Here is a 21,918-nt window from a genome sequence, read left to right on the forward strand (position 1 = left end):
TGTTCGTGACATCCTCGCCGGCCTGGAGACCGGAGTCTGCGTCATTCTGTTCTTCGATCAGTCGGCACTGACCGCTCTCATCCCACGTGCAGACCCCTCGATCTCTCTTCTCTCATCCTCGCTCAGGATGCATCCCTCAACACATCCCGGGTCACAGCAAAGCCTGCACGGCTCCACATGTATTGTGACGAAAGAGCACGGGTACTGCTCGCGTATGGCCCTGGTGAGCATATCTGTCAGCTGATGCGATTCCTCAACAGTCATGTCCGAGTCCACCAGGATGTGGAACTCAGCAAACCTGTACGAGCCGGAGCGCCTAGTTCTGAAGGCGTGAAAGCCACGAACGTCCGGCTTCATGGAGACGATCTTCTCCTTTATGAGGGTCTTCTCATCCTCAGGCAGGCTCGAGTCGAGGAGATCGCGCGCAGAGGCGATTGTGAGATGGAGAGCAGCCTTCAGGATCAGCAGGGATACTAAGATTGCGGCAAGCGGATCCAGAATCCTCAGGTCCATGGATATTCTCTCGCCCATCCAGATAGCCACGAGCCCCAGCATCACGCCCAGGGATGTGTATACATCGGTTCGAAGATGCCACGCGTCCGCCTGGAGGGCAACAGACTCAGTTTCACGTCCTACAGAGAAAAGCCTGCGGGAGACGAGTGTGTTTACAATCGCAGAGACGAGCATGACGCCAGCGCCGAGCCACACCGTCTCGATCTCCGTGGGGTTCATGATCTTCGACCAGGCCTCGGAGAGTATCCAGTAGGCGGCGAGAAAGATCAGCAGCGCCTCCACGGTGCCTGAGATGTTCTCGACCTTCCCGTGGCCGAAGGGATGGTCATCGTCCGCAGGCCTGCCGGCGATCCTGACGGAGAGATATGCCATGAGGGCTGCGATGAGATCCACTGCAGAGTGTGCGGCCTCCGAGATGATCGAGACCGAGCCGATCATCAGCCCGACGGCCAGCTTGAGGGCCACAAGAAATGTGCAGGCTACAACGGAGAGCCTGGCCGCCCTTCCCTTTACCTCTGCTCTGCTAATCATTTCGCTCCGGCGATCAGCGGCGCTACAGAGACGGTGCTCACCCCGCGATCGAGCGTGTCTGTGGCTATGACCCTGTCAACGCCGGCGTGATAGAGCTTTAAGAGCGCGTTCCCAGTGAGCACAGGATGGACCGCTGCCAGATGAACGCTCTGAGCGCCCTGCCTGCGGAGCATCGAGATCGCAGTGGCCATCGTGCCTCCTGTCGCTATCATGTCATCCATTATCACGACATCCCTGCCCCTGACATCGATCTCCTTCGGCGCGATCGAGACCTCTGTGCCGCTGTGTCTGGTCTTCTCCAGATGATCGAACTCGCATCCAAGGATCTCAGATGCCCTGGATGCCATCGCTATCGCGCCTTTGTCCGGCGAGATCACAACAGGATCCCTCAGATCGAGCCTGCGGATCTCCTCTGCGAGAAGAGGAGTCGCATCCAGGCTCTCTGCTCTGCACCTGAAGTGCGAGAGCACAGACTGCGCGTGAATGTTCACCGTGAAGACCCTGGAGCCGGCATCAAGGAACGGGTTCAGGGCGCCTGCGATCGCCCTCGCGGTCAGCGGCTCCCCGGGCTTGAATATCTTGTCCTGCCTTGCGTACCCGAAGTAGGGTATGACCAGCGTCACATTCCTTCCTCTGACTATATCGAGGAGCTGGAGAAGATAAACGATATCCCTGTCCGACGGGGTGCTCTGTATGACAACAACATCATCATCGATCTCGGACTGGAGCTGCGTGTATGCTTCCCCATCCGGGAACGTCCTGTACTCGCAGAGCGCCACCCTCTCACCGAGGATCGAGGCGACCCGCCCGGCGAGCAGCTGCGAAGATGGACCTCCTATGATCATGATAACCTCCCACGGCGCAGGTGCAGCGAACCCCGGTGATAGCGGGTATGACCACCTGGCCGGTGTCAGCACACCACTCTCATCCGCACCCTGACGAATGGAGTCAGGATCGGGCCGACAGCTCTCGCGTCTCCTCCGACATCCATATGCTTCATGAGGTCGAATATGTTCCCTGCGATCATGGCAGATCGAACAGGCTCTGCGACCTCACCGGCGCGGATGCGAAATGCGTTTCTTGCCTCAACTGAGAAGTCTCCGGATATGGGGTTTGCGGTGTGCGCCCCTATCACGCTGTTCACAAGAACGCCCTCGTGCACACCCTCCAGCACATCCACAGGCTCCTTTGAGGATACGATCAGGTTTCGGATCCCGATCCTGGGCATCTCCGAGTAGCCTGATCTGACGGAGTTTCCTGTGCTCGCCCTCCCCTCCTTTCCGGCTGTGTAGGTATCATAGAGGTAGCACCTCAGGATTCCGTCCTCAAGGAGCACATTTCTCTGTGATGGTACACCCTCTCCGTCGAACGCAGAGCTCCCCATGCCCGCGGGGAGCGCTCCATCATCAATCAGCTGTATCCTGGGATCGGCTATGCTCTTGCCCAGCATGCCGGCAAGCGCTGACCTTCCCTTCTGGACGTTCTCTGCGGAGACCGACGGAGCAAGCGTGTTTTCAAGGATCTCCGCAAACGCAACCGGCGAGAGCACAACATCGTAGGTATCGGTCTTTATAGATATGCCATCAATAGAGCGTCTTGCGAGATCCGCGGCTCTCTCACCCACAGCTCTTGCATTTACGCTGAAACTGCGCGAGTTATCGAACTCGCTCCCGGTCGCAACCTCAGAGCCCTTTCTGGTGATCGTCTCCAGTGCGATATGTATCGATGTGCCCTCATCAGAGAGGTCAACACCTCTGGAGTTGATCAGGATCTCCAGGCTGTGCGTGCATGATATGCCGCCTGATACCGGCTCGACCCCCTCAACAGAACTGCATCCGCTGAGAAGCTCCTCCGCGATCTCCAGCAGCGCATCCGCCTGGACCTCTGCGATCCTCCTGTCGAAGACGCCCTCCACAGGGGTGACCGGCGATCTTCCTGGGAGACCCTTCCAGAGGCTGTCCGGCCCGAGGATGCGGGCAGCGCTCACCGCAGCTTTAGCAACATCATCGATCCTGCTCAGATCTGATGTGCTTGAAAAACCAACGCCGCCATCGATAACAGCGCGCAGCCCCAGTCCCCTGAGAACGCTCTCGCTGACGCTCTCCACTTTCTCCCTCCTGAGCTCGAGCGTCAGGTTCCTGCTCCAGACCCCGAAGACCTCGGCCTCATCAGCCCCCAGGCGCAGAGCCTTCTCGAGCAGCCTCTCCGCAGCTGTTCTCAGATCATCCGATGTACCTGAGATCCTCCTCGCCCCCGCTCTCGTAAGGTACCTGTGCCCTCTCCATCTCCTGGAGCTTGCTCACTATCCGCTCCATCTCGCCCGCCCGCTCCTCGAGCGCCTGCATGCTGACCTCGATCCCGAGCGCCCTGCAGAGTATCTTGAGGACAGCATGCGCAGACTTCGGATCAACCAGATACCCGCTCGTGGTGCCCATGAGACAGATGGCATCGATGCCCCTCAGGCCGCCAAGCCCCACAAGGAGACCGCTGACCCCGATGATCCCTCCGCCAGGCTCGTTCTCGTGGAAGACCACCCCCAGCCCCTTCATTTCCTCAACAAGCTCCGGCCGGTTCGTTGCTCCGATCACCTGCGGCTCCACGAACTGGCCTGTCCCGTAGCCCCCGAGTGTGTAAATCCTCCGGACGCCGAACTCCTCTGCTATGTCAAGAAATATTCCGGTGAGCTCGTAATGCCCCTCATTCGTGGCGCTCTGGTAATCTCCCACAAGGATCAGCAGATCCGGCTCTCCGTCAGCACCCTTGTATGCGTAGATCTCGTTCCTGACCTGCCGGACTGTGCCATCGGCCTGGACAAGGACCTGCGGAGGGAAGTGCGGCGAGTATATCTCGATGATCTTCTCAGCTTTGAGCTCCTCTATGAGATGCTCAGCGACAAGCTTTCCAACGTGCCCGACCCCGGGCAGGCCCTCCACCAGAATGGGGCTATCAAGAGATACTTCCTTGAGCCTTCGAACAAGAGTCTTCTTCATGTTTTTCCCTCTTCACGCCCGCTTTCGGAGAACAGAGCACGCCGGTACCTGCCGTACCGGTCCTCAGGCGAGAACCTGGCCGGCTTCGTGCCGCTTGTGCGGGATCCACATCTCGGGCAGGTCTCCTTGAGGGTGTAGAGCCTGCACCGCTCGCATCTCAGTATCTTTGATCTGACCAATGCTAGGCCTCTCTCACGAATGCGCCCTCTCCACCGTGCTGCTCAATGTACTTTATCGCAGCCTGTGCCGACTTTTTCAGGGCAGCCTCAGCATGCTTGTAATCGGGGGCGATCACCTTTATCCTGTACCTCGGCGCGCCGACGTACCTTATCTCGAGCGTCGCATCCTTGTCCCGTATACGCTTTGCCTGCTTCAGAGCCTTTTTGATGATCTCCACACCATCCGGCGCGAAGGATCTAAGATCCACATATCCGGAGATCTCGACCGTCGGTATCTTGACGTTCTCCTTTGCTAGGCGGGAGATTATCTTTATGTCCTCCTCTGTGAGGCCACTCTCGGAGAGGCTCTCCTCGCCGCTCATCGCGGCCTCCTCCAGGGCCCCGTACAGGCTGCTGTAGTTTTTCATCAGCGTATCCTTGACGCGCTTCAGATCCTCCTCCCGCCCCTCATACGCCATCTGAAGCCATTTCCAGGCCTTGAGGTCGGCCTTCCAAGCCTGGATCTTCTCCCTCCGCTGGTGCTCGTTGACGTCCTTCAGGGAGAGATCGATGTGATGCTTCGATTTATCGACATTCAGGACCTTGCAGACGATCTTCTGCCCCTCCCTGACGTGATCGCGGATGTACTTGATCCAGCCGCTCGCCACCTCTGAGATGTGGATGAATCCCTTTCTATCGACATACTCATCCAGCGTGACGAACGCACCAAAATCCAGGACCTGATCAACGGTGCATACAACCAGATCCCCAGGCTCCGGCCAACCTTCGCGCTGCATTCAGATCACTCTAAGACCTCGAGAACCTCTGTCTTGATGTCAGCCTTGCCGCCTCTCGGCTCAGCAAGCGTCCTTCCGCAGACTAGGCACTTCACCACAGTGGCCGCCCTGCTGAATATCACCTGCACGTTCTCGCAGTCGTTGCACTTGACCCTGAGAAACTTCGACAGACTCATCCCTCCACAAGCTCGAATCTTCCGAGGCGTATTCCCTTCCTGTTATGAGCCTTCTTGCACAGGCCGCACCTGTATCTGAGGTTGACCCTCTTGGTCGGCTTGTCGCCGCCAGGCACCTTTGAGAACTTGCCCTGGTTGCCCGTACCATTCGCCCTGGCCTTCTGCCTCGCGATACGCGTCATGGAGCGCGCCTGTCCCCTTCTGACCCTCTCCACAGTATGGGTTGTGTGCTTGTTGCAGAAAGGACAGTGAGCCTCAATCTCCTTTGGCATCTTCATGATTCATCCTCACTTCCACAGCAATCTTTTTGCTACACAGGTTCCTCGCATGGATCTCCGGGAGCATAACAACATCATCTTTCCTCAGAGCATACCGCTTCCCGTCGACCCCTACAAACATCGGGACTGTCTCCAGCAACCTCACAGCGATGTATTCCTTGGCTATATCTTTTTTGCCCGTTAAAGGTCTTTCGGTGCCGGGACGCGCGAGATGCGAGAGTATGTTCTCCCTGCATCTTGTCAGCGCCTCCAGTATGGTCTTGTAGAGCTCGACCTCCTCCTCTGTCATGCCGTCCGGGGGCTTTGAAGGCGTCGAGGAGCTGGCCTGCATCATCGCCTTCTTTGCTATCTTTTTTATCCTGAGATCTATGAGCTTGCTGATGCTCTTCCTGCTGGACTTCAGCTCATCCTCTATTATCTGAGCCTCCACGCTGAAGTGGTCCTCGAGCTTCTCCAGATCCTTCTCGAGAGACGCTATGTGCTCTCCAGCAATCCTGTAGAAATCGCCCTCGAGATGCTGGAGCTCTGCCGACCGTCTCTCTCCCCTCAGGAGGTTTGCCAGGTCAAGCTCCATGATAACCCGCATTAGTTCTCTCAGACCAGCACTTAACCTTTATCAGCCCAGCTCACCGAGACCTCTTGCCATGAGGAAGACAGCGGCATACTCCGGAATCTCTGTATTTCCCTCGATGAGATCGAAGCGCTCGCCCATCAGCTCCAGGGTTGCAGGGCGGATGATCCTCACGGAAACAGGATCATCTCCGAAGACGACCGCATCATTCAGCGGGTCAAACGCGCGCAGCGAATCGATGCTCAGCTTCGTGACCCTGAGACCCGTGCCGCCATGCAGGCTCTCCGGGAAACGTATGAGACGGTGCACATCTGCTGTCACAGGCTCATCTGTCTCGCCGCTCAGAGCGCGAACAGACTCCTCCATGAGGTAAGGTATTATCAGCTTCCATATACCTGAGGCGTGCTTGAAGAAGTCGAGGTTTCCGGCGCGGATGCTCTTTATCGCGTTCTCCTCTCTGATCTGCGAGAGGAACAGCCTGGCCTTCTGAGATCCTATACCCTTCACGTTTTTCAACAAACTCAGCGCCTCCTCATCATCAAGCTCTCTGAGATGCACGACCATCGACTCGATCGCTTTGTTGATCCTTCCGCCCCACCCAGGAGTGTCGGATGCAGGCCCACGCAGGGATCTCGCCCTCTCGACTCCGGCGTCACCATCGACATCGATCTTGTGGATGAACCTCTCCGGATCCAGGCCTCTTCCTGTGAGGTAATCCACGATCTCGCGCCTGGCATCGCTTTTCATCTTTAAGACCGAACCATCGCGGACGTGTATGTGGTAGCCCCTGCCTCCGGAGAAGACCACACTTATCGTCCTCTCATCAAAACCGAAATCGCCCAGCAGGAACTCCAGGAGCTTCATGGTCTCTCTTTTAACACGCTCCAGCATCTCCCCGTAGTCTCTTCTCCCAGAGTCCCTGTACTCTGCGAGGTGATCAGCATCCAGATCGAAGATCAGATCCGCGCCCCTCCAGATCTTCTCCTTCATCGTGGGAGCATCCGGCTTTAGGTAGTACGCAGCTGAGTGATATACATGTGCAGGCACAGTGCTCCTGATGTAATCGACCAGCTCCTTCCTGCTGCTGAAAGACCTGTGCCGCCGCATCCCAGGCATGTCGTAGAATATGAACCCCCATTCCCTGGCCTCCATTCCAGGCGGAGCATCCATCGATGCTGTAAGATAGTATTCCCTGAACCTGGCGCGCAGGTAGCTTGCGGTCCTGCTCTCCAAATCACCACCTCAGCAGATGCCACTCAGTATAGCTCTGGCCTTCTGTCCTCCCAGCATGTGATGGATCTCCTCAAGCGATCCCTCTCCCCCGGATCGATATCCGCGATTATGACACATTCCTCATCGTCTGCCTCTGCAAGCACCTCACCTCCGGGTCCAACTATCATGCTCGATCCTCCTGCTGATCCGCAGGCGTTGCACGCGATATGGTGTATCTGGTTCTCTATAGCTCGCGCGATAACGAGAGACCTCCAGTGGTGGATCCTCTCAGCAGGGAACTGAGCGATCGTGACAAGCAGATCCGCTCCCGATTCGCAGAGCTTTCGGGCGACCTCAGGGAACCTCATGTCGTAACAGATCTCGAGCCCGATCGATAATCCGGAGATCTTCACAGGCGCGATGATCCCCCCGGGAATGAAGTGCTTCTTCTCGTCACCAAATGGATGCGTCTTGGAGTAAAACCCCATCTCAGCTCCGGCCAGGCAGAAACCCATATTGTGGGTCCCGCGGTCCGATGATGACATGATGGAGCCCACAAAGATCGCGCCTGAATCGACGGACAGTGCTCTGAAGGGTATCAGCGATGGATACGGATATCTCTCCGGCTCTATATCGTAGCAGAAGCCCGTGAGGAACAGCTCTGGAAGGACTATGATATCAGCGCCACTGTCGGCTGCATCAGATGACAGCTGTAGAGCTCGCCTCTTGTTATTGAACACATCACACTCTCTCACGGAGAGCTGCACGCAGGCAGCACGCATGAGTGCTCATACTCGCTCCATGTATATAGAGCAAGGGTAGCCAAGGACGCAATTCTCTGTCTATAGTGTTAAGTCCAGGGTAGCGGAGGCTTCATCGCAAAGTTCATCGCGCTGCTGGTTAACACAGAGCATGCAGAACCGCTTTTCTACGGATAGGCTTTTAGCTGAGGCATGCCAAGAGAGCTCAGGTGAATCCAGATGGAAGAATACCCGACGGCCGTTGTAGCTGACAGGGAGGTCCCCTACGATCCGGAACAGCTCAGGAGGATCCGGGAGCATCCGTGCTTCAGCGAGAAGGCATGCCATGCCTTCGGGAGGATGCATCTTCCGGTCGCTCCGAAGTGCAACATTCAGTGCAAGTACTGCATAAGAGATTTTGATTGCGTTAACGAATCGAGACCAGGTGTGACGAGCAGGGTTCTGACCCCGCAGGAGGCGCTGGAGCGTGTCGATGAGGTTCTCTCTAAATATCATTATATAAAGGTCGTGGCTGTCGCAGGACCCGGGGAACCTCTCGCAAACGAGGAGACCTTCGAGACGCTGAGGCTCGTCGGGGAGAAGTACCCGCATCTCATACTCTGCATAAGCACGAACGGCCTCCTACTTCCGGACAGGATCGAGGATCTCGACCGTATCGGGGTGACAAACATCACTGTAACGCTGAACGCGGTCGATCCAGCGATTGGGGAGCAGATATACGATTACGTCATCTACAAGGGAAAGCGGTATGAGGGGCTGGAGGCCGCGAAGATCCTGCTCGAGAACCAGCTCAGGGGGATCGAGGAGGCTGTGCGACGGAAGAAGATAGTCAAGGTGAACACAGTCCTGATCCCGGGAATAAACGACAGGCATGTCTTTGATATCGCGAGAAAGATAAAGTCGATGGGTGTGTTCATTCACAACGTGATGCCGCTCATACCCCAGTACAAGTTCGCTCACATTAAGCCTCCAACGCCGGAGGAGAAGAGGGCGATACAGGATGAGCTGAACAAGATAATAAAGCAGATGCGCCACTGCAGGCAGTGCAGGTCTGATGCAATCGGCCGGCTGGGATGCGACATACAGCAGGAGCTCGAGAAGGGCAAAAAGATATCCTGAGATGCTCTCATCCGCCTGGCGTCCGCCGGACACATTCACCAGGGCGCATGGCCGGAGAGCTACCGATGCAGCAATCAAATGAGCGTTCTAGGATTCTGCATCACGCGCGGCACGCACCCTGGCCAGGCGCTCCTTTGCTGCGGCGACCCTCCCCTTGACGCTGTTCTCATTTACAGCACACCTGTTGCACTCCCCGGATGAGTTCTGCTCTGCAGATGTCTCTGTCGTGTTCTCGCACCTCCCCTCGGTTATCACTATTATACCATCCCCGTATGAGAGGTTGTAGAGCAAAAGCGATGGAATGCTTGATGGCGCGAGGTACCTGAAACGCACCACTCCCCGGATGCTCTCGTTGGCGCTCAGCGTTTTTGGTTCAAATCCATCAGTCGCCCTGTAGCCCCAGCCCCACTGGTCCACGAGGGTATAGTTCTCAGGGGAGACCTTCAGAGGAGATGTGGAGTTGTTTCTTACAGATACATCTATATCCAGCACCTTCCGGCTGTAATCAAGCCTGGATCCAACGATGCCATAGTATGTGACCGTGATGTTCTCATCCGAGTAGTTCAGCGGCTCTCCGAAATCCACCTTGAACACCTCCCCGATTCCGGAATCCACCACCAGGCTCTTCGGGATCGCCTCTCTGGGAACTGCGAATGCGAGAAGCTCCCGTCCCGGAGAGATTGGCCTGCTTGATGCCGCATCTCTGATATAGCTCCTGTCGTTTCCGTCGATCAGAACATACCTGACGCGGGGAAGCACCGCATAGCTCCCGTTGCTCCATCTCAGGCCCGCATCCAGGTACAGAACCATCCTGTCAGCATCGTAAGAGCCTCCCTGATACAGAGGCCCCTTGAACATGTCGAAGACGGTGCAGCAGAGCGCTCCGTTGCCACCCGTCACAGGCAGTCCGGATGCGGAATTCAACACAGAGAGCATCAGTATGAGCATGACCCCCAGGGCTGCTGTTCGTATCATCTCAGCCACCACAGGTTTTATGAATTACTTCCAAGATATATTGTAACAATATATTTACTTTTCCGGTGGGCTGCAGGAGAGCCGCAGCTCGCCTGGCTTAAATCAGAAGGAGGCAGGAGAGCATCACACAGCCGCTGGAAGCAGCTTCCTGAGCTCCTCGCGCACGATTCTTCTGATCGCCTCCTCCGAGAGCGCGTGGTTGTTCTGAGTATTGTTATCCTGTACCGGTCGGTTCTCAGGCAGATCCTCAAATATCCTGAGCTCATTCACAAAGAATGGCTTCTCTCCCTTCCTGAGCCTGGACTTCGCCGCGTTCAGCTCTATAACCAGGCGATCGAAGTACCTGCTCAGAGCCTCTGTAGTCAGATATGTCAGGCTCTGATCATCGCTCTGCTTCATGTGAATAAGCTCTTGCCTGTTCTCCTCTATGTAATTCAGGGCGAATGATACCACCCTGTGCATCCTTTTTTCAAACGGCCCGCTGCAGCCTGAGCCATACGGGTTTCTCAGCAGTATCAGAACCTCGCTCTCCCTGTTTTCTCCTAGCTTCCTCCATGTGAATATATGGTTCGTATCGAGTCCGGTGATGCTCTTTACAGACGACTCCAGCTTCTCAGCGGAGAGGTATCCTCTCGAGAAGACGAACGCCCTGTCTGCCATTGAAGGATCGCATGGGAAAAGCGGGCCGCATCCATCATTCTGCACGCTTCCTGTGAGAGCCTTTGAGACCAGCTCCTCTTCAACGGATTTCTTGCTGTTCAACGATGCGTAGCATGGAACCATGACAGGGGGCCTGTTCAGGCCCTCAGTGAAGTTCTGCGCCAGGGAGAGAGACGGTGGGTCCTCCTGTGGAAATGCGCGGTCTGCCAGGAATGGTTTCATTACCTTAAATATGTAATTATTTATACTTGTGTAGTCCTGTTTGAACCTCTCAACGAGGATCTGGTTATCCACGAGAATCAGTGCATCAACGCCCTCTTTTGCGCTTTTGGTGAGCAGATCGTACATGGAGATCGTTGCGCCGAGATCTCTCCGCGCCTCCTTCGACTGCTGCTCCCTGTCTGCCTCATCACCCTGCTCTGTGAGAACGCCAAGTACGAAGACCGGGTAGTCCTGGCTACCTCCGGATCTTATGTAGCGCAGGATCGGATTTATGAACCCCGTTCCGGTGCCGCCGCCCAGAGATACTATGAAAAGTATGTTATCGCATCTGCCCCCGCTGAGGGTTGTGAATCCCTTTATGGCATTCCAGGCGTTCTCGAGGATGGGATTGTCCTCCCCGAACTCCTCTCTGGCAACATTTCTAACCTCATCATCGTTATCGAATATCTCGAATATCGCCTTTAGGTACTGAGCCTCCCTGAAGAACCCCTGCTTCTTGACATCATATCCGTACTTGCGCATGACGAGGGAGTGCGTCTTCGATCCCACATCTATTGAGTCATGTGGTATGACATACCCCGGGTACCCTTCCCTCAGGTTCTTGAAAAAGCTCTGCTTGTTAACCGCGGCGTTGACATCTGCCTCCAGCCATACACCCTCGATTCCGCCGAACGCAACATGCACGGCATTTGTTAATTTTGACAGGATCTTTATTACATCCATGGAATTGAGAAAGACCATGAGCAGATTGCCGCCACATCCACCTATGCCAACACAGCATGATCTCATCGACTGGCCTCCACGAACTCCTTAAACACGGGGATGAAAAGCAAAATCAGGGCTGCCAGAAGCAGCAGCCAGGATAGAGTCTCAAGCGTCCTGTTCACGAAGGGATAATTGACAAAATTGTAGATTGACAGTCCTGCCGAGCCCACAAGCACAAGCACCGTGGCTGCGCACAGAGACTTCTCGTTCCTCGATATTGGGTATATTCTGTAGATCTCAGAGAGCCTCAGCCATACAGGAAAGTTTCTGCTTGCCCATAGCAGGATCGATGCCAGTGATGCAGCGATCACAGCGAAAAGGACCAATCCGTAGTTGCTGGCAATTGGAAACCCCAATCGAAGCAGCCAAGGGATCATTTTTGGAAGAAGGTAATACATGAACGCTACGAAGAACGCGACCCAGGAGGAAAAGACCATGGCAGAGAAGTTGGCTCCGTGATCTATGGACAGCAGCTCATACAGCTTATCCCTGGAGACGCTAGATGAGAGATCGGAGAGCCTCCGGTATATGCGCTCGAGGTTCATCCGGTGAATCACCAGTCCTATGAGCAGCAGGATGAGCAGCACCGCAGCCCAGATCATCTACTCCCCTCCTGGTTGCCCTTAATCTCCTTTTTCCTTCCTCTGCTGTTGCTCACGCGTTCCACGAGCACGCCGGCAGAGAGGAACATTATCAGGGGCAGGATCACATTTGCGATGCCCACTGGTGAGAGTATCGAGTAACTCACGATCTTCGGGTTTATCGGTTTGTCACCTATGAGATCCATGCTCGTCCTGCCGTTCTGATCCGGCTCTGAGTATGAGAACCTGTACGCGAATGTCTTGTTACTGTAAGATACGTCAAAGCTCGTCTCAAACGAGACCGTCTGTTTCTCAGGCGTCACTGTGATCGGCTTCGAGCCGCGGAGCTTCCACGGGCTGGACGGTGTGCTGGTGTAGAGGTACACCGTCAGCGGGAACGAGTTCTCATCCTGGCTCTTCACGTCTATGCTGAAGTTGTACCTGCCCCACCAGTAGTAGTTCTCATCCTCTGCAACCATCCTCGGGCTCTCGACGAGGAGCTTCGGGGTGGGCCTTATCTCAGGGCCATCTGCGATCTTCGTTGAGGTCACATTGATCCCATCGCCCACAGTGTAGTAGTAGCGGAATGTCTTCCCTGCATCTTCCTTTCCGAAGAAACCGTACTCGCTGTTCCTGAACCTCACCGTCCCGCTGCCACGTAGCTCCTGGGTGACGTTCATCCGCTCAGTGCTGTTATCCTCATTCAGTATGTGGAGCGTCACATTCAGAGTATCACCATCGGGATCCATGATATCAGCTACATACTCTATCGGATCGCTGTATCTCGGTCTGTACGTGACATTCGTGTAATTCACCTGCGGAGGATTGTTGATCACATCCAGCACAAGCACAGGGAAGAGCTGTGGGGATGAGATCGACCAGTTGGATGAGTACATCTTGTACAGGCTATCAGTGTATTTTATCCTGAAGCGGACCTTGCCCACCTCTTTCAGGCTGCGCAGATCTGCTATCTCTGGGAAGCTCCTGTATGTGTAATTGATACCATCCGTGGAGAAGTATTCATTTACCTGCACGATCTGGGTCTGGCTGCTGACCTTCCTGAAATCCTCCCCTGGCGCGGCCATCTCGAGGTCTATGTAAATAGGCCGTCTTATCTCAAGCTCGTTCTCATTTGTCACATACGCCTGTATCTCCAAGGGATCGCTCCTGCGAACCGTTGTGTTTCCCCTGTAGTAGATGAGCACCGCAGGAAGCTTGTACTCTCCGGGAGGCGTGTACTCCTTCCAGAGCAAAGTCTGGAGATACTCAAACCTCTTCGGATTCTGCTTCTTCCCCTGCTCGAGCGCCTTTATTATCTTCTCCATATCTGTCTGCCTGTGGCTGCTCCCGCCTCCTCCGCCCCCTTCAGATGGGGTGGGAGGGGGAATGTCTATTACCGGACCTTCCGCAAATGCTGATACCAAAAACATGATGAGAACGATGAAGAGCAGAGCGAATCTCCCGTGTATCATTAACCTATCTCCTCACGTCGAACTGGACGCTTTTATACCAGGGGAGGTTGTTCCACGATAGCTCAGTCCAATTACCTGGTGTGTTGTAATTATGGAGGAGCCCTGAGCGTATCCAAGTTTTTCCGTCATGTGTGTAGACTAGCTCGACGTCAATCGGCCTCAGAGCTTTGACCCAGACTTTGTAGTTGAATCTGTCCGTGTTGCCTATCTTGCTATATGTCATGTCTTTAAAGCCAACATCGAACTCAGGCCCGAGAAACTCACCGAGCACATTGTTGTCGAGAACGAACCTGTACATGGCTGTTCCAAGGAGACTTGCATCATTGACATCGAATGTGACGTTCCTCCACACAAGTGTGCTGTTGGAGCCCGTGTATGTCACCATCCCCCTGGAGACCCAGAGGTCAGATTCCGGAGGCTTTATCTGAAGCTCCAGATCGCATCTCGGTTTAGTGGTCTCGATCTCTGCTGTGTAGGTGTATGATGTGTAGGCGCTGCCCCTCTCTGGCGATACAGTCGTGTTCTTCACCCACACCACAACCAAATCAGGACCCGCGTAGTATCTTCCGATCATGTCCTTTGTTGTGGCGAAGGGGGACTCTGCATCGATGTAGTGGAAACCGTAGTAGTGCTGAGACGATCCATATGCTTCAGGCGTCGCTGTAACACGCACATCATCCCACTCCAGCCTCTCCCAGGTGGAGACGTTCCTGTACGTCCGCCTTCCCGCTGAAACGAAGCTCTTCGATCCGACATCCCACACATTCAGCGAGACCTCTATCTCCTTGGATGAGTTGACCTCGAGAGCGTACCTGAACGGGGTGTCAGAGAGCCCTCTATCCGGAGAGAGGCTCGCGTTTCTGAACTCGACCGAGACAGGCCAGAAGGGGCCGTCGAAGGTCTTCTCCTTTCTCCCCACAAATCTGTAGTAGGCAGAGCTGAAGTCGAAGTCCAGGGACACGTTCTGCCATCTCAGCACCCTCCAGCTCCCAGGTGTGGTGTACTCCTGTGTTCCCACGGGCGTCCAGGGACCGTTCTTCGATGGAGCGACCTCAAGCGTTATGTTGTCAGGTGCCGTGGAGAAGACGCTCACCTCGTATGTGTAGAGGTCCTCCCTGGTGCCCTTTCGTGGGGTCACAGAGGCGTCCCTGAACTCCTCGAAGACCTTCACCAGCGTCGGATGGCCGGTGTAGTCCTCCCTGACCACCGGCTTCTCAAAGGGGTCAAGCGATGTGACTGTTGCCTTGTACCATGTCCTGTCCCATATGCTCGTGTCGTTTTTGTCCGATAACCATCTCCCGAAATCGCCCTTTCTGAGATCCGGAGACTGGAAGTTGACCTCGAATCTGAGCACGCCCGTGGCACCTGGATTCAGATTCAGCTTCTCCGTGAAGCTCTTCGAGATCGAGGTATCAGATGAATCCGGACCGACCGTGAGCTCCACGGTGTACATCATCGAGTTCTTCGCGCCGGAGAGCTCCACAACGTAGACCAGGCTCTTGCCGACATCCAGAGGCTCTCTGGGCGTGCCCTCCTGAGAGAAGTAGATCGATGCATCTATTCCACGGGAAGATGTGATGGCAAACACAAGCAGTATGAGACACAGCAATCTTCTCAATCACCTAACCCCCATGCCCACACACTCACCCGACCGCTATGATTCGCATCTGCACTCGCTGCCCCTATCCGAGGGCCTGCTCTCACATCCCTTACACGATAATAACATTTAAAGCCTTCTGCAGGTGATGGATCGCGATTGTCACTCTCATGTATTCAGAAACCCATGCAGGCGTGAATATCAGGAGAAACAAATAAAAACCGCGCCAAGCAATCCATTGCGGTACAAGTGATTCTGTAGCGCCTATAGAATAAAACTGCCGGGAATCGATCCCGGCCTCAGGAACGTCTCGTGTACAGATATATCGCCATCAGGGAGAGCACACCCAGCAGCACCTCGAATCCGGGCTGTGTCCTCTTACCCGCCGGTGCCTCTGGTGTCTCGCTCGCCTCTCTGCTCTGCTGCGTCTGTTCAGCCACTGCTGACGTCTTGCATGGCGCTCCGCAGGTTATCCACATTCTGCCCTCTGCAAGTGGCAGCTCGTAGTGCTGCCTCCGCGGTGCTGCGCATGATAGCGCCGGCCAGTCGAAGTCCACTCTGGAGTAAGGCGTGCTGGAGCTGATGTTGCCGCCGAATCCGGATCTCCTCTCCGCGACATCCACAGGCAGCTTCATCTGTACCGATGTGTCGATCGTGGCGCTCCACCGCTCTCCGGTGTTCAGGGTCCCGATGTTCCATCTGAGCGTCGTCGAGCCATCTCTGTTATGGGTAACCGCAGATGGCACTGGATCGGCGCCGGTGTACCTGAGATACGGGTAAAGCGTCTCGGTGAGTGTGACGTTGTTGACCCACGGCCCCTGTGCGCATCCACCCATCCTCTCCAGCACCGTAGATAGTAGGTTCCCGGCGGTGAGGCTCTCCGGCGCCGCTGTGCCACGCTGCAGGGGATCGCCGTACATCGCAATCTCAGTCAGGTCCTTCAGCTCCAGAGGATAACCGTTCAGATCTGTGCCGATGTAGAACGGGAAGATGCCCTCGAACCCTCCGCGGATCAGTGTGCTGTTCCTTGGGATCGTATAAAGCACGCTGGATTTCGAAATCCCCTTGAACTCGCTGCGGCATGTTATGAATATTATGAACCGCCGGCTGTCACAGCTCAGCGGATCGTCCGCCTGCGAATTTATGCGGCTGTGCATGATACGCATCGCTTTCTGCAGCCCTGCCTCGTAGAACGTAAGATCCGTCTCCTTGCATGTGCGTTCGTTGTACTCCTGGATCGTCGCCGCTATTCTTGGATCTCCGATCGTGAGCCACTGCGGGTCAAGTGTTGTAATCCTGTCGTAATCATCAGTAACATTCAGGTCGTCCCAGCTCACGATGGCGATCCTCGCATTCCTGAGCTCAGGAGTGCTCGCTGCCGCATTGAGCATCTCATAAAGCGCATCCTGCATGATCTCGAAGTTCGCTCTGCCGCTGCTATCGCGATCCCTCATGCTACCGGATTTGTCTATGGCAAAAAGGATATCCGCGTTGCATGATCTCTCTGGTGTATCAAGCGTTATCCTCAGCCTCGGGCAGTCAGGGCAGGGTGCATTTCCGTTCGGCAGGACTTCTTTGCTCACGCTCAGCACGCTGATGTTCTGTACCACAGATGCATTGCTTCCGCCGATGCCGCTGCCCTCCAGGCTGAACGATCCGGGCGGGCTGACCCTCAGGGTCGCGGGAGGAATTGCAACCGCTGAGCGTGTGTTGTCGCATTCGGTGTAGCTGACCGCTGTATCGGGAGCTGTGCCGAGGACGAACGTGCCGGGATCCGGCGAGCTCACATCAAATGAGAGGGTCCTGCTCTGGTTTGCCAGAACCGTCCCGATCTGCCAGGTCAGAACAGTCAAGTCACCCTCCTTCCTCAGGGATGCCACAGGCTGTGTTCCAGTGTACGGGGAGAGATTCACACTCAGGGACGATGGCAGCACATAGCTTACAATCACATCCCTCGCCGCGATGCCGGTGATGCTGCTCCTGATCCTCTGGTATATTCCGGCCAGAGCGCTCGCATCGGGTGCGCTGTAGAACTCCCCACCGGTGCTGTGTGCGATCTCCGTGAGGTTTCTCGCATCAGCATCAGGACCGAGAGCTATGGTGAAGACCATGATCCCCTTCGCTCTGGCCTCATCCACAGGAGATCCCGGAATGCCGGGAGGTGTGTAATGGCCACCATCTGTGCTGATGCCATCTGTGAGAAGCACTATCACCTTTGATCCGCTGCTCTCCGAGAGCAGATCGATCGCAGACTCCAGGCCTGTATCCAGAGATGTATATCCATCAGCACCGATGCTCTCTATCGACGATTCGATATCTCTGAGGTTGTTCGTGAGCGGCCAGGATACTGCTGATGTGTTCCAGCTGACTACACCGACCCTGTCCATGCTCAGATCCAGGCCTGAGACGAACTCCCTGGCAGCAGATTTTCTCAGATCATGAGGATCGCTTGTCGTCATGCTGCCAGAGCTGTCTATCGAGAGAACAACATCTATCGGACTGGCGCAGGGCGCCTCCCCTCCTTTGAGGGTTATGCTCACAGTGGTGGTCTCAGAGGGGGAAATGACATTCCTGCTCAGATGCTGTTCAGCATTCACCGCTGAACCCAATGCCCCGTCAGTCAGGACTAAAACAAGGATCACCAAAACGACCTTCCGTCTGATGATTTTACCTCCTACATCTCAACTGTATGCAAAAATATCATCTCAAACTATTTTATCCTATCCACACTCTAAAAATATCTTTTTATATATTCACATCAGTATCTCTGCCAACATCCTTTTATCCTACCCTTTACGTCCTCAGGCTCATGAATGGATGCAGGAGATTTGCAGCTGCGCTGCTTCTCATCCTCTCGCTACAGTGCGCCATGGCAGAGATCCAGGGAAACGTGAGCTCTGGGGATAGATTCCAGAGCGTCAGCGGGGATTTTGGCAGGGCATGGCTGATGAGCAACGTAAACACGACAAGCAATGTGACCCTGAGCAATGACCTCTGGAGCTGGGGTGGTGTGCCAAGGGGATGGAAGATCGTCAACGGCGTGCTCGTGAGGGACATGAACTCGACTCAGATGCAGATCGGCTCAGACTGGCTGGGGAGCACATCAGACAGCCTGTACACGATGGCGTACAACGAAAGCAGCTGGGTCCCACCATTCTGACATCAGAGGCTGGTTTGATGGAATCATGGGATCTGGTTGGCATCGCAGCGGGATCCCTCACGATGTTCGGTTTTTACCCTCAGATAATCAAGATGTACAGGACCAAGCTCGTCGGAGATCTGAGCCTGCCGATGCTTCTGCAGTACACAACAGGCATCTTCCTGTGGCTGCTCTATGGGATATATCTTAAGAACAGCATCCTCATAGTATCAAATGCAGTGTCGCTGGCAAGCTTTTTATGCGGAATTGCGCTATATTTAAAATATAATAATAAGAGTCGTGGGATGCCGGGAAAGAGATGATCGTGTCCTGGAAGCGCTCTCAGCAATCCACGGTGCAGCTTTTCTGCCTCCATCACGCGGACGATGTGTACTCGAATAGCTGAACGATTCAGCTCTATTCGAGAGCCATGAACAAGATATCCATGAGTCCGGCTGGACTGGTGATGCGGATTTCAATGATGCAAGTACAAAACCCAAGCGAACGATCTGGCGCTGTTATTCATGCTCGTCCTCAAAGTCACCCTTCGTCTGCCGGCAGTTTTAAATATAATGTACTATTAAGTTCAACAATGTACTTTGTTATACATCAAACTGGTGGCGTGATTTATGGGTGAGATATCCTGCGAGGTCAGGTTCGGCAGATACGGTGGCAGGTTCGTTCCCGAGACTCTTGTGCAGCCGCTCGCCGAGCTTGCAGAGGCGTTCGAGAGGCTCCGGGCGGATCCGGGGTTTCTGGGGGAGCTCTCGGGGCTCATGAGAAATTTCGCCGGCAGACCGACTCCTCTCTACAGAGCTGAGAATCTCAGCAGAGCTCTTGGAAGGACTGTGTACCTGAAAAGGGAGGACCTGCTCCACGGCGGGGCGCACAAGATCAACAACACCCTCGGGCAGGGCCTTCTGGCTAAATACATGAAGAAGAAAAGACTGATCGCCGAGACTGGCGCCGGCCAGCACGGAGTCGCCACAGCGATCGTGGGCGCCCTTCTGGGATTTGAGACGGAGATATACATGGGCGAGGTGGATATCGAGCGGCAGCGCATGAATGTCTTCAGGATGGAGCTTCTGGGCGCCAGGGTGATACCTGTGAGATCCGGCTCTAGAACGCTGAAGGATGCAATAAACGAGGCGCTCAGGGACTGGGCTGCCAGCTACGAGAGCACGCACTATCTGCTCGGAACCGTCGCCGGTCCTCACCCGTATCCATCGATGGTGCGGGAGTTCCAGAGGGTCATAGGTGATGAGACTAGATCGCAGATCCTCGCAGAGGAGAAGCGGCTTCCGGACTCGATCGTCGCATGCGTCGGCGGAGGATCGAATGCGATGGGAATATTCACGCCGTTTCTGATGGATGACGTGCGGCTCATTGCAGTCGAGGCTGGTGGGAAAGGCCCCTCCGTGGGGGCTCGGAGCGCGGAGCACGGGGCATCGCTCGGACTGGGGGAGCCAGGGGTGCTTCACGGGGCCATGACAAAGGTGCTGCAGGATCCCTACGGCCAGATTCTGGAGTCGTACTCGATAGCTGCGGGCCTGGACTATCCGGGGGTGGGGCCTGAGCTCGCTCATCTTGCGGAGACGGGAAGGGTCAAGACGGTGATGGCATGCGATGAAACCGCGATCGTGGGGTTCAAAACTCTATCAAAGCTGGAGGGCATAATACCGGCTCTCGAATCTGCCCATGCTGTCGGATATGCGATAGAGCACCCTGAGATGCTGGGGGAGCTGAGCGTGATAAACATCTCCGGCAGAGGCGACAAGGATCTCCACACGGTGATGGCATATGAATCTGTCTGATACGTTCAGGAGATGCAAACCCCTCATAGTCTACATCTGCTCTGGAGATCCGTCGCCGGATCAGACCGTGGAGATCGCAGAGAGAATAATACGCGCAGGTGCCGATGTGCTTGAGCTCGGCCTCCCTCACTCGGATCCGATCGCTGACGGTCCGGTGATACAGGCTGCATCCCAGAGGGCAATAGCATCTGGCATGAACACAGACCTGTACTTCGATACCGCATCAAGAATTGAGGGCGTGCCAAAGGTATTCATGGGATACTACAACATGGTTTACCGGCGTGGCCTTGAGAGGTTTGTGTCTGACTGCAGGGCCTCCGGGATATGCGGGATGATTGTGCCAGATCTGCCGATGGAGGAATCGGGTCCCCTCAGAGAGGTGGCGAGCCGCCATGGCATAGATCTCATAAACATGATAGCTCCGAACACCCCTGATGAACGCATCCGTGAGATCGTCTCTCTGAGCTCAGGTTTTGTGTACCTCGTCGCCAGGGCAGGGGTCACAGGCGCGCGCGCCGATCTCCAGGAGTCGACAAAGCATCTGATTGACAGGGTTCCTCCCGTCATTCCAAGAGCCGTTGGCTTTGGGGTCTCGAGGCCGGAGCATGCCGCTGAGCTCATCCGCGCCGGCGCAGACGGCGTCATAGTCGGATCCGCGTGTGTTGATCTTATCGGGAGAAACGAGCTCGATCAGCTCGAGGATCTCATAAGACGGATGAAAAGAGCGATGACCGAGGCAAGAGTTAAGTCCACTCCCGCCATTCAACGTTCATGAGCCGATTCACGAGACGCACAGTCGATGCACTGAGATCTGGATGTGATGTTGTGATTGTCGCATTCGGCGACTCGATCACAGCGGGGTATGCGGTGAGGCATGGCTTTCCGTACTTCTGGAAGCAGGCGCTTCAGGAGAGGTACCCTGACGCCAGGATAGAGATGCACAACGAGGGCGTCTCGGGGGATACGAGCAGGGACGGACTGGCACGGCTGGAGCTCTCGGTTCTCTACCACAGGCCTGATCTGGTCACGATAAACTTCGGCATCAACGACGCGGCCTACGGAATATCTTTGGATGAGTTCAGATCGAACATCTCGAGGATGGTGGATATCATACTCTCAGAGTGCCGCAGCGAGATAATCCTCCTGAGCTCACAGCCTCTGCTCACTCCGTATTATGATAAGCTCGTGCTCGATTACTACCGTGCCATGGGTGAGATCGCAGCCGCGATGGGTGTGGGGTTTGTGGATGTCCATGCGGCCTGGATGGAGCGCGTGAGATCCGGCATGCCTCTCGACTCGCTTGTGATTCCCGGACTCGATCACCCCAACGAGGACGGATACAGAATAATAGCAGAGGAGCTCATGAAGCTCTTCTGATCGCATGTCCTGTGCTCAGCCCAGCCAGACTCATGGGATATCCCGCACACGGCTCTCTAATCCAGCAGGATCATTCAGCTGTTCGAGCGCACGACCGATCCACCGGAGGCATCAGGAAACGGGCTTGGGACCGGTGCGCCGTCGGGCAGGTCCCAGGCATCCTGCGCGGCGAACGGAAAGGTTTATCTCTTTTTATAGGCCACCAATTAC

General features: G+C 55.3%; 23 protein-coding genes. 6 read left to right on the plus strand and 17 right to left on the minus strand.

Annotated elements, in window-relative coordinates:
* Positions 1-57 precede the first annotated feature (57 nt).
* The 11 genes from QFX31_RS01230 to QFX31_RS01280 all read right to left on the minus strand — a co-directional run bounded on the left by QFX31_RS01230 (position 58) and on the right by QFX31_RS01280 (position 8,008).
* Positions 58-1,044, minus strand: a complete 987-nt coding sequence (locus QFX31_RS01230) for a cation diffusion facilitator family transporter (protein WP_348530326.1) — start codon at positions 1,042-1,044, stop codon at positions 58-60.
* On the minus strand, positions 1,041-1,889 hold the full coding sequence (locus QFX31_RS01235; protein WP_348530327.1) for a ribose-phosphate diphosphokinase: 849 nt from the start codon (positions 1,887-1,889) through the stop codon (positions 1,041-1,043). The genes QFX31_RS01230 and QFX31_RS01235 overlap by 4 nt, the downstream gene beginning before the upstream one ends.
* Before the next feature lie 65 nt (positions 1,890-1,954).
* Entirely contained in the window at positions 1,955-3,286 is a 1,332-nt protein-coding gene (locus QFX31_RS01240; RefSeq protein ID WP_348530434.1) for a TldD/PmbA family protein, read from the minus strand.
* Positions 3,267-4,034, minus strand: coding sequence for a proteasome assembly chaperone family protein (locus QFX31_RS01245; protein WP_348530328.1), 768 nt, complete (start codon positions 4,032-4,034; stop codon positions 3,267-3,269). The genes QFX31_RS01240 and QFX31_RS01245 overlap by 20 nt, the downstream gene beginning before the upstream one ends.
* Positions 4,031-4,213: an RNA-protein complex protein Nop10 gene (locus tag QFX31_RS01250; protein WP_348530329.1), complete on the minus strand. Its 183-nt coding sequence runs from the start codon at positions 4,211-4,213 to the stop codon at positions 4,031-4,033. The genes QFX31_RS01245 and QFX31_RS01250 overlap by 4 nt, the downstream gene beginning before the upstream one ends.
* 2 nt (positions 4,214-4,215) lie before the next feature.
* Positions 4,216-4,989, minus strand: coding sequence for a translation initiation factor IF-2 subunit alpha (locus QFX31_RS01255; protein ID WP_348530330.1), 774 nt, complete (start codon positions 4,987-4,989; stop codon positions 4,216-4,218).
* 5 nt (positions 4,990-4,994) lie between these two features.
* Positions 4,995-5,165: a 30S ribosomal protein S27e gene (locus tag QFX31_RS01260; protein ID WP_296609665.1), complete on the minus strand. Its 171-nt coding sequence runs from the start codon at positions 5,163-5,165 to the stop codon at positions 4,995-4,997.
* Positions 5,162-5,443, minus strand: coding sequence for a 50S ribosomal protein L44e (locus tag QFX31_RS01265; protein WP_297759471.1), 282 nt, complete (start codon positions 5,441-5,443; stop codon positions 5,162-5,164). The genes QFX31_RS01260 and QFX31_RS01265 overlap by 4 nt, the downstream gene beginning before the upstream one ends.
* Entirely contained in the window at positions 5,421-6,029 is a 609-nt protein-coding gene (locus QFX31_RS01270) for a hypothetical protein (RefSeq protein ID WP_348530331.1), read from the minus strand. Before QFX31_RS01270 ends, QFX31_RS01265 begins: the two co-directional genes overlap by 23 nt.
* Positions 6,030-6,059: 30 nt before the next feature.
* The gene (gene priS, locus QFX31_RS01275; protein ID WP_348530332.1) at positions 6,060-7,247 is read right to left on the minus strand and encodes a DNA primase catalytic subunit PriS; all 1,188 of its coding nucleotides are present in this window, start codon (positions 7,245-7,247) and stop codon (positions 6,060-6,062) included.
* 23 nt (positions 7,248-7,270) lie between these two features.
* Positions 7,271-8,008: a nitrilase-related carbon-nitrogen hydrolase gene (locus tag QFX31_RS01280; protein ID WP_348530333.1), complete on the minus strand. Its 738-nt coding sequence runs from the start codon at positions 8,006-8,008 to the stop codon at positions 7,271-7,273.
* A 198-nt stretch (positions 8,009-8,206) separates the two neighbouring features.
* Here QFX31_RS01280 and nifB point away from each other — a divergent pair, with 198 nt between their 5' ends.
* Positions 8,207-9,106 (plus strand): nitrogenase cofactor biosynthesis protein NifB, encoded by a 900-nt coding sequence (gene nifB / locus QFX31_RS01285; RefSeq protein WP_348530334.1) that lies wholly within the window; start codon positions 8,207-8,209, stop codon positions 9,104-9,106.
* An 87-nt stretch (positions 9,107-9,193) separates the two neighbouring features.
* On the opposite strand, the gene QFX31_RS01290 is transcribed toward nifB, so the two are convergent.
* The 6 genes from QFX31_RS01290 to QFX31_RS01315 form a co-directional block, all read right to left on the minus strand.
* A complete protein-coding gene (locus QFX31_RS01290) occupies positions 9,194-10,081 on the minus strand; it encodes a hypothetical protein (protein WP_348530335.1) in 888 nt (295 codons plus the stop codon).
* Positions 10,082-10,204: 123 nt separating this feature from the next.
* A complete protein-coding gene (locus QFX31_RS01295) occupies positions 10,205-11,752 on the minus strand; it encodes a hypothetical protein (RefSeq protein WP_348530336.1) in 1,548 nt (515 codons plus the stop codon).
* Positions 11,749-12,330: a hypothetical protein gene (locus QFX31_RS01300; protein WP_348530337.1), complete on the minus strand. Its 582-nt coding sequence runs from the start codon at positions 12,328-12,330 to the stop codon at positions 11,749-11,751. The genes QFX31_RS01295 and QFX31_RS01300 overlap by 4 nt, the downstream gene beginning before the upstream one ends.
* Positions 12,327-13,781 (minus strand): hypothetical protein, encoded by a 1,455-nt coding sequence (locus QFX31_RS01305; RefSeq protein ID WP_348530338.1) that lies wholly within the window; start codon positions 13,779-13,781, stop codon positions 12,327-12,329. The genes QFX31_RS01300 and QFX31_RS01305 overlap by 4 nt, the downstream gene beginning before the upstream one ends.
* 4 nt (positions 13,782-13,785) lie before the next feature.
* A complete protein-coding gene (locus tag QFX31_RS01310; protein ID WP_348530339.1) occupies positions 13,786-15,399 on the minus strand; it encodes a hypothetical protein in 1,614 nt (537 codons plus the stop codon).
* 278 nt (positions 15,400-15,677) lie between these two features.
* A complete protein-coding gene (locus tag QFX31_RS01315) occupies positions 15,678-17,975 on the minus strand; it encodes a vWA domain-containing protein (RefSeq protein ID WP_348530340.1) in 2,298 nt (765 codons plus the stop codon).
* Between the two features lie 212 nt (positions 17,976-18,187).
* Here QFX31_RS01315 and QFX31_RS01320 point away from each other — a divergent pair, with 212 nt between their 5' ends.
* From QFX31_RS01320 to QFX31_RS01340, 5 genes are all read left to right on the plus strand, one after another.
* Entirely contained in the window at positions 18,188-18,538 is a 351-nt protein-coding gene (locus tag QFX31_RS01320) for a hypothetical protein (protein ID WP_348530341.1), read from the plus strand.
* A 17-nt stretch (positions 18,539-18,555) separates the two neighbouring features.
* Positions 18,556-18,840: a SemiSWEET family transporter gene (locus QFX31_RS01325; RefSeq protein WP_348530342.1), complete on the plus strand. Its 285-nt coding sequence runs from the start codon at positions 18,556-18,558 to the stop codon at positions 18,838-18,840.
* Between the two features lie 306 nt (positions 18,841-19,146).
* Positions 19,147-20,331, plus strand: a complete 1,185-nt coding sequence (gene trpB / locus QFX31_RS01330) for a tryptophan synthase subunit beta (protein WP_348530343.1) — start codon at positions 19,147-19,149, stop codon at positions 20,329-20,331.
* Positions 20,318-21,106: a tryptophan synthase subunit alpha gene (gene trpA, locus QFX31_RS01335; protein ID WP_348530344.1), complete on the plus strand. Its 789-nt coding sequence runs from the start codon at positions 20,318-20,320 to the stop codon at positions 21,104-21,106. Before trpB ends, trpA begins: the two co-directional genes overlap by 14 nt.
* The gene (locus QFX31_RS01340) at positions 21,103-21,708 is read left to right on the plus strand and encodes a GDSL-type esterase/lipase family protein (RefSeq protein WP_348530345.1); all 606 of its coding nucleotides are present in this window, start codon (positions 21,103-21,105) and stop codon (positions 21,706-21,708) included. Before trpA ends, QFX31_RS01340 begins: the two co-directional genes overlap by 4 nt.
* Positions 21,709-21,918 lie beyond the last annotated feature (210 nt).

The sequence above is a fragment of the Methanothrix sp. genome (assembly GCF_030055635.1).
In the GTDB taxonomy this organism is placed as follows: Archaea; Halobacteriota; Methanosarcinia; order Methanotrichales; family Methanotrichaceae; genus Methanothrix_B.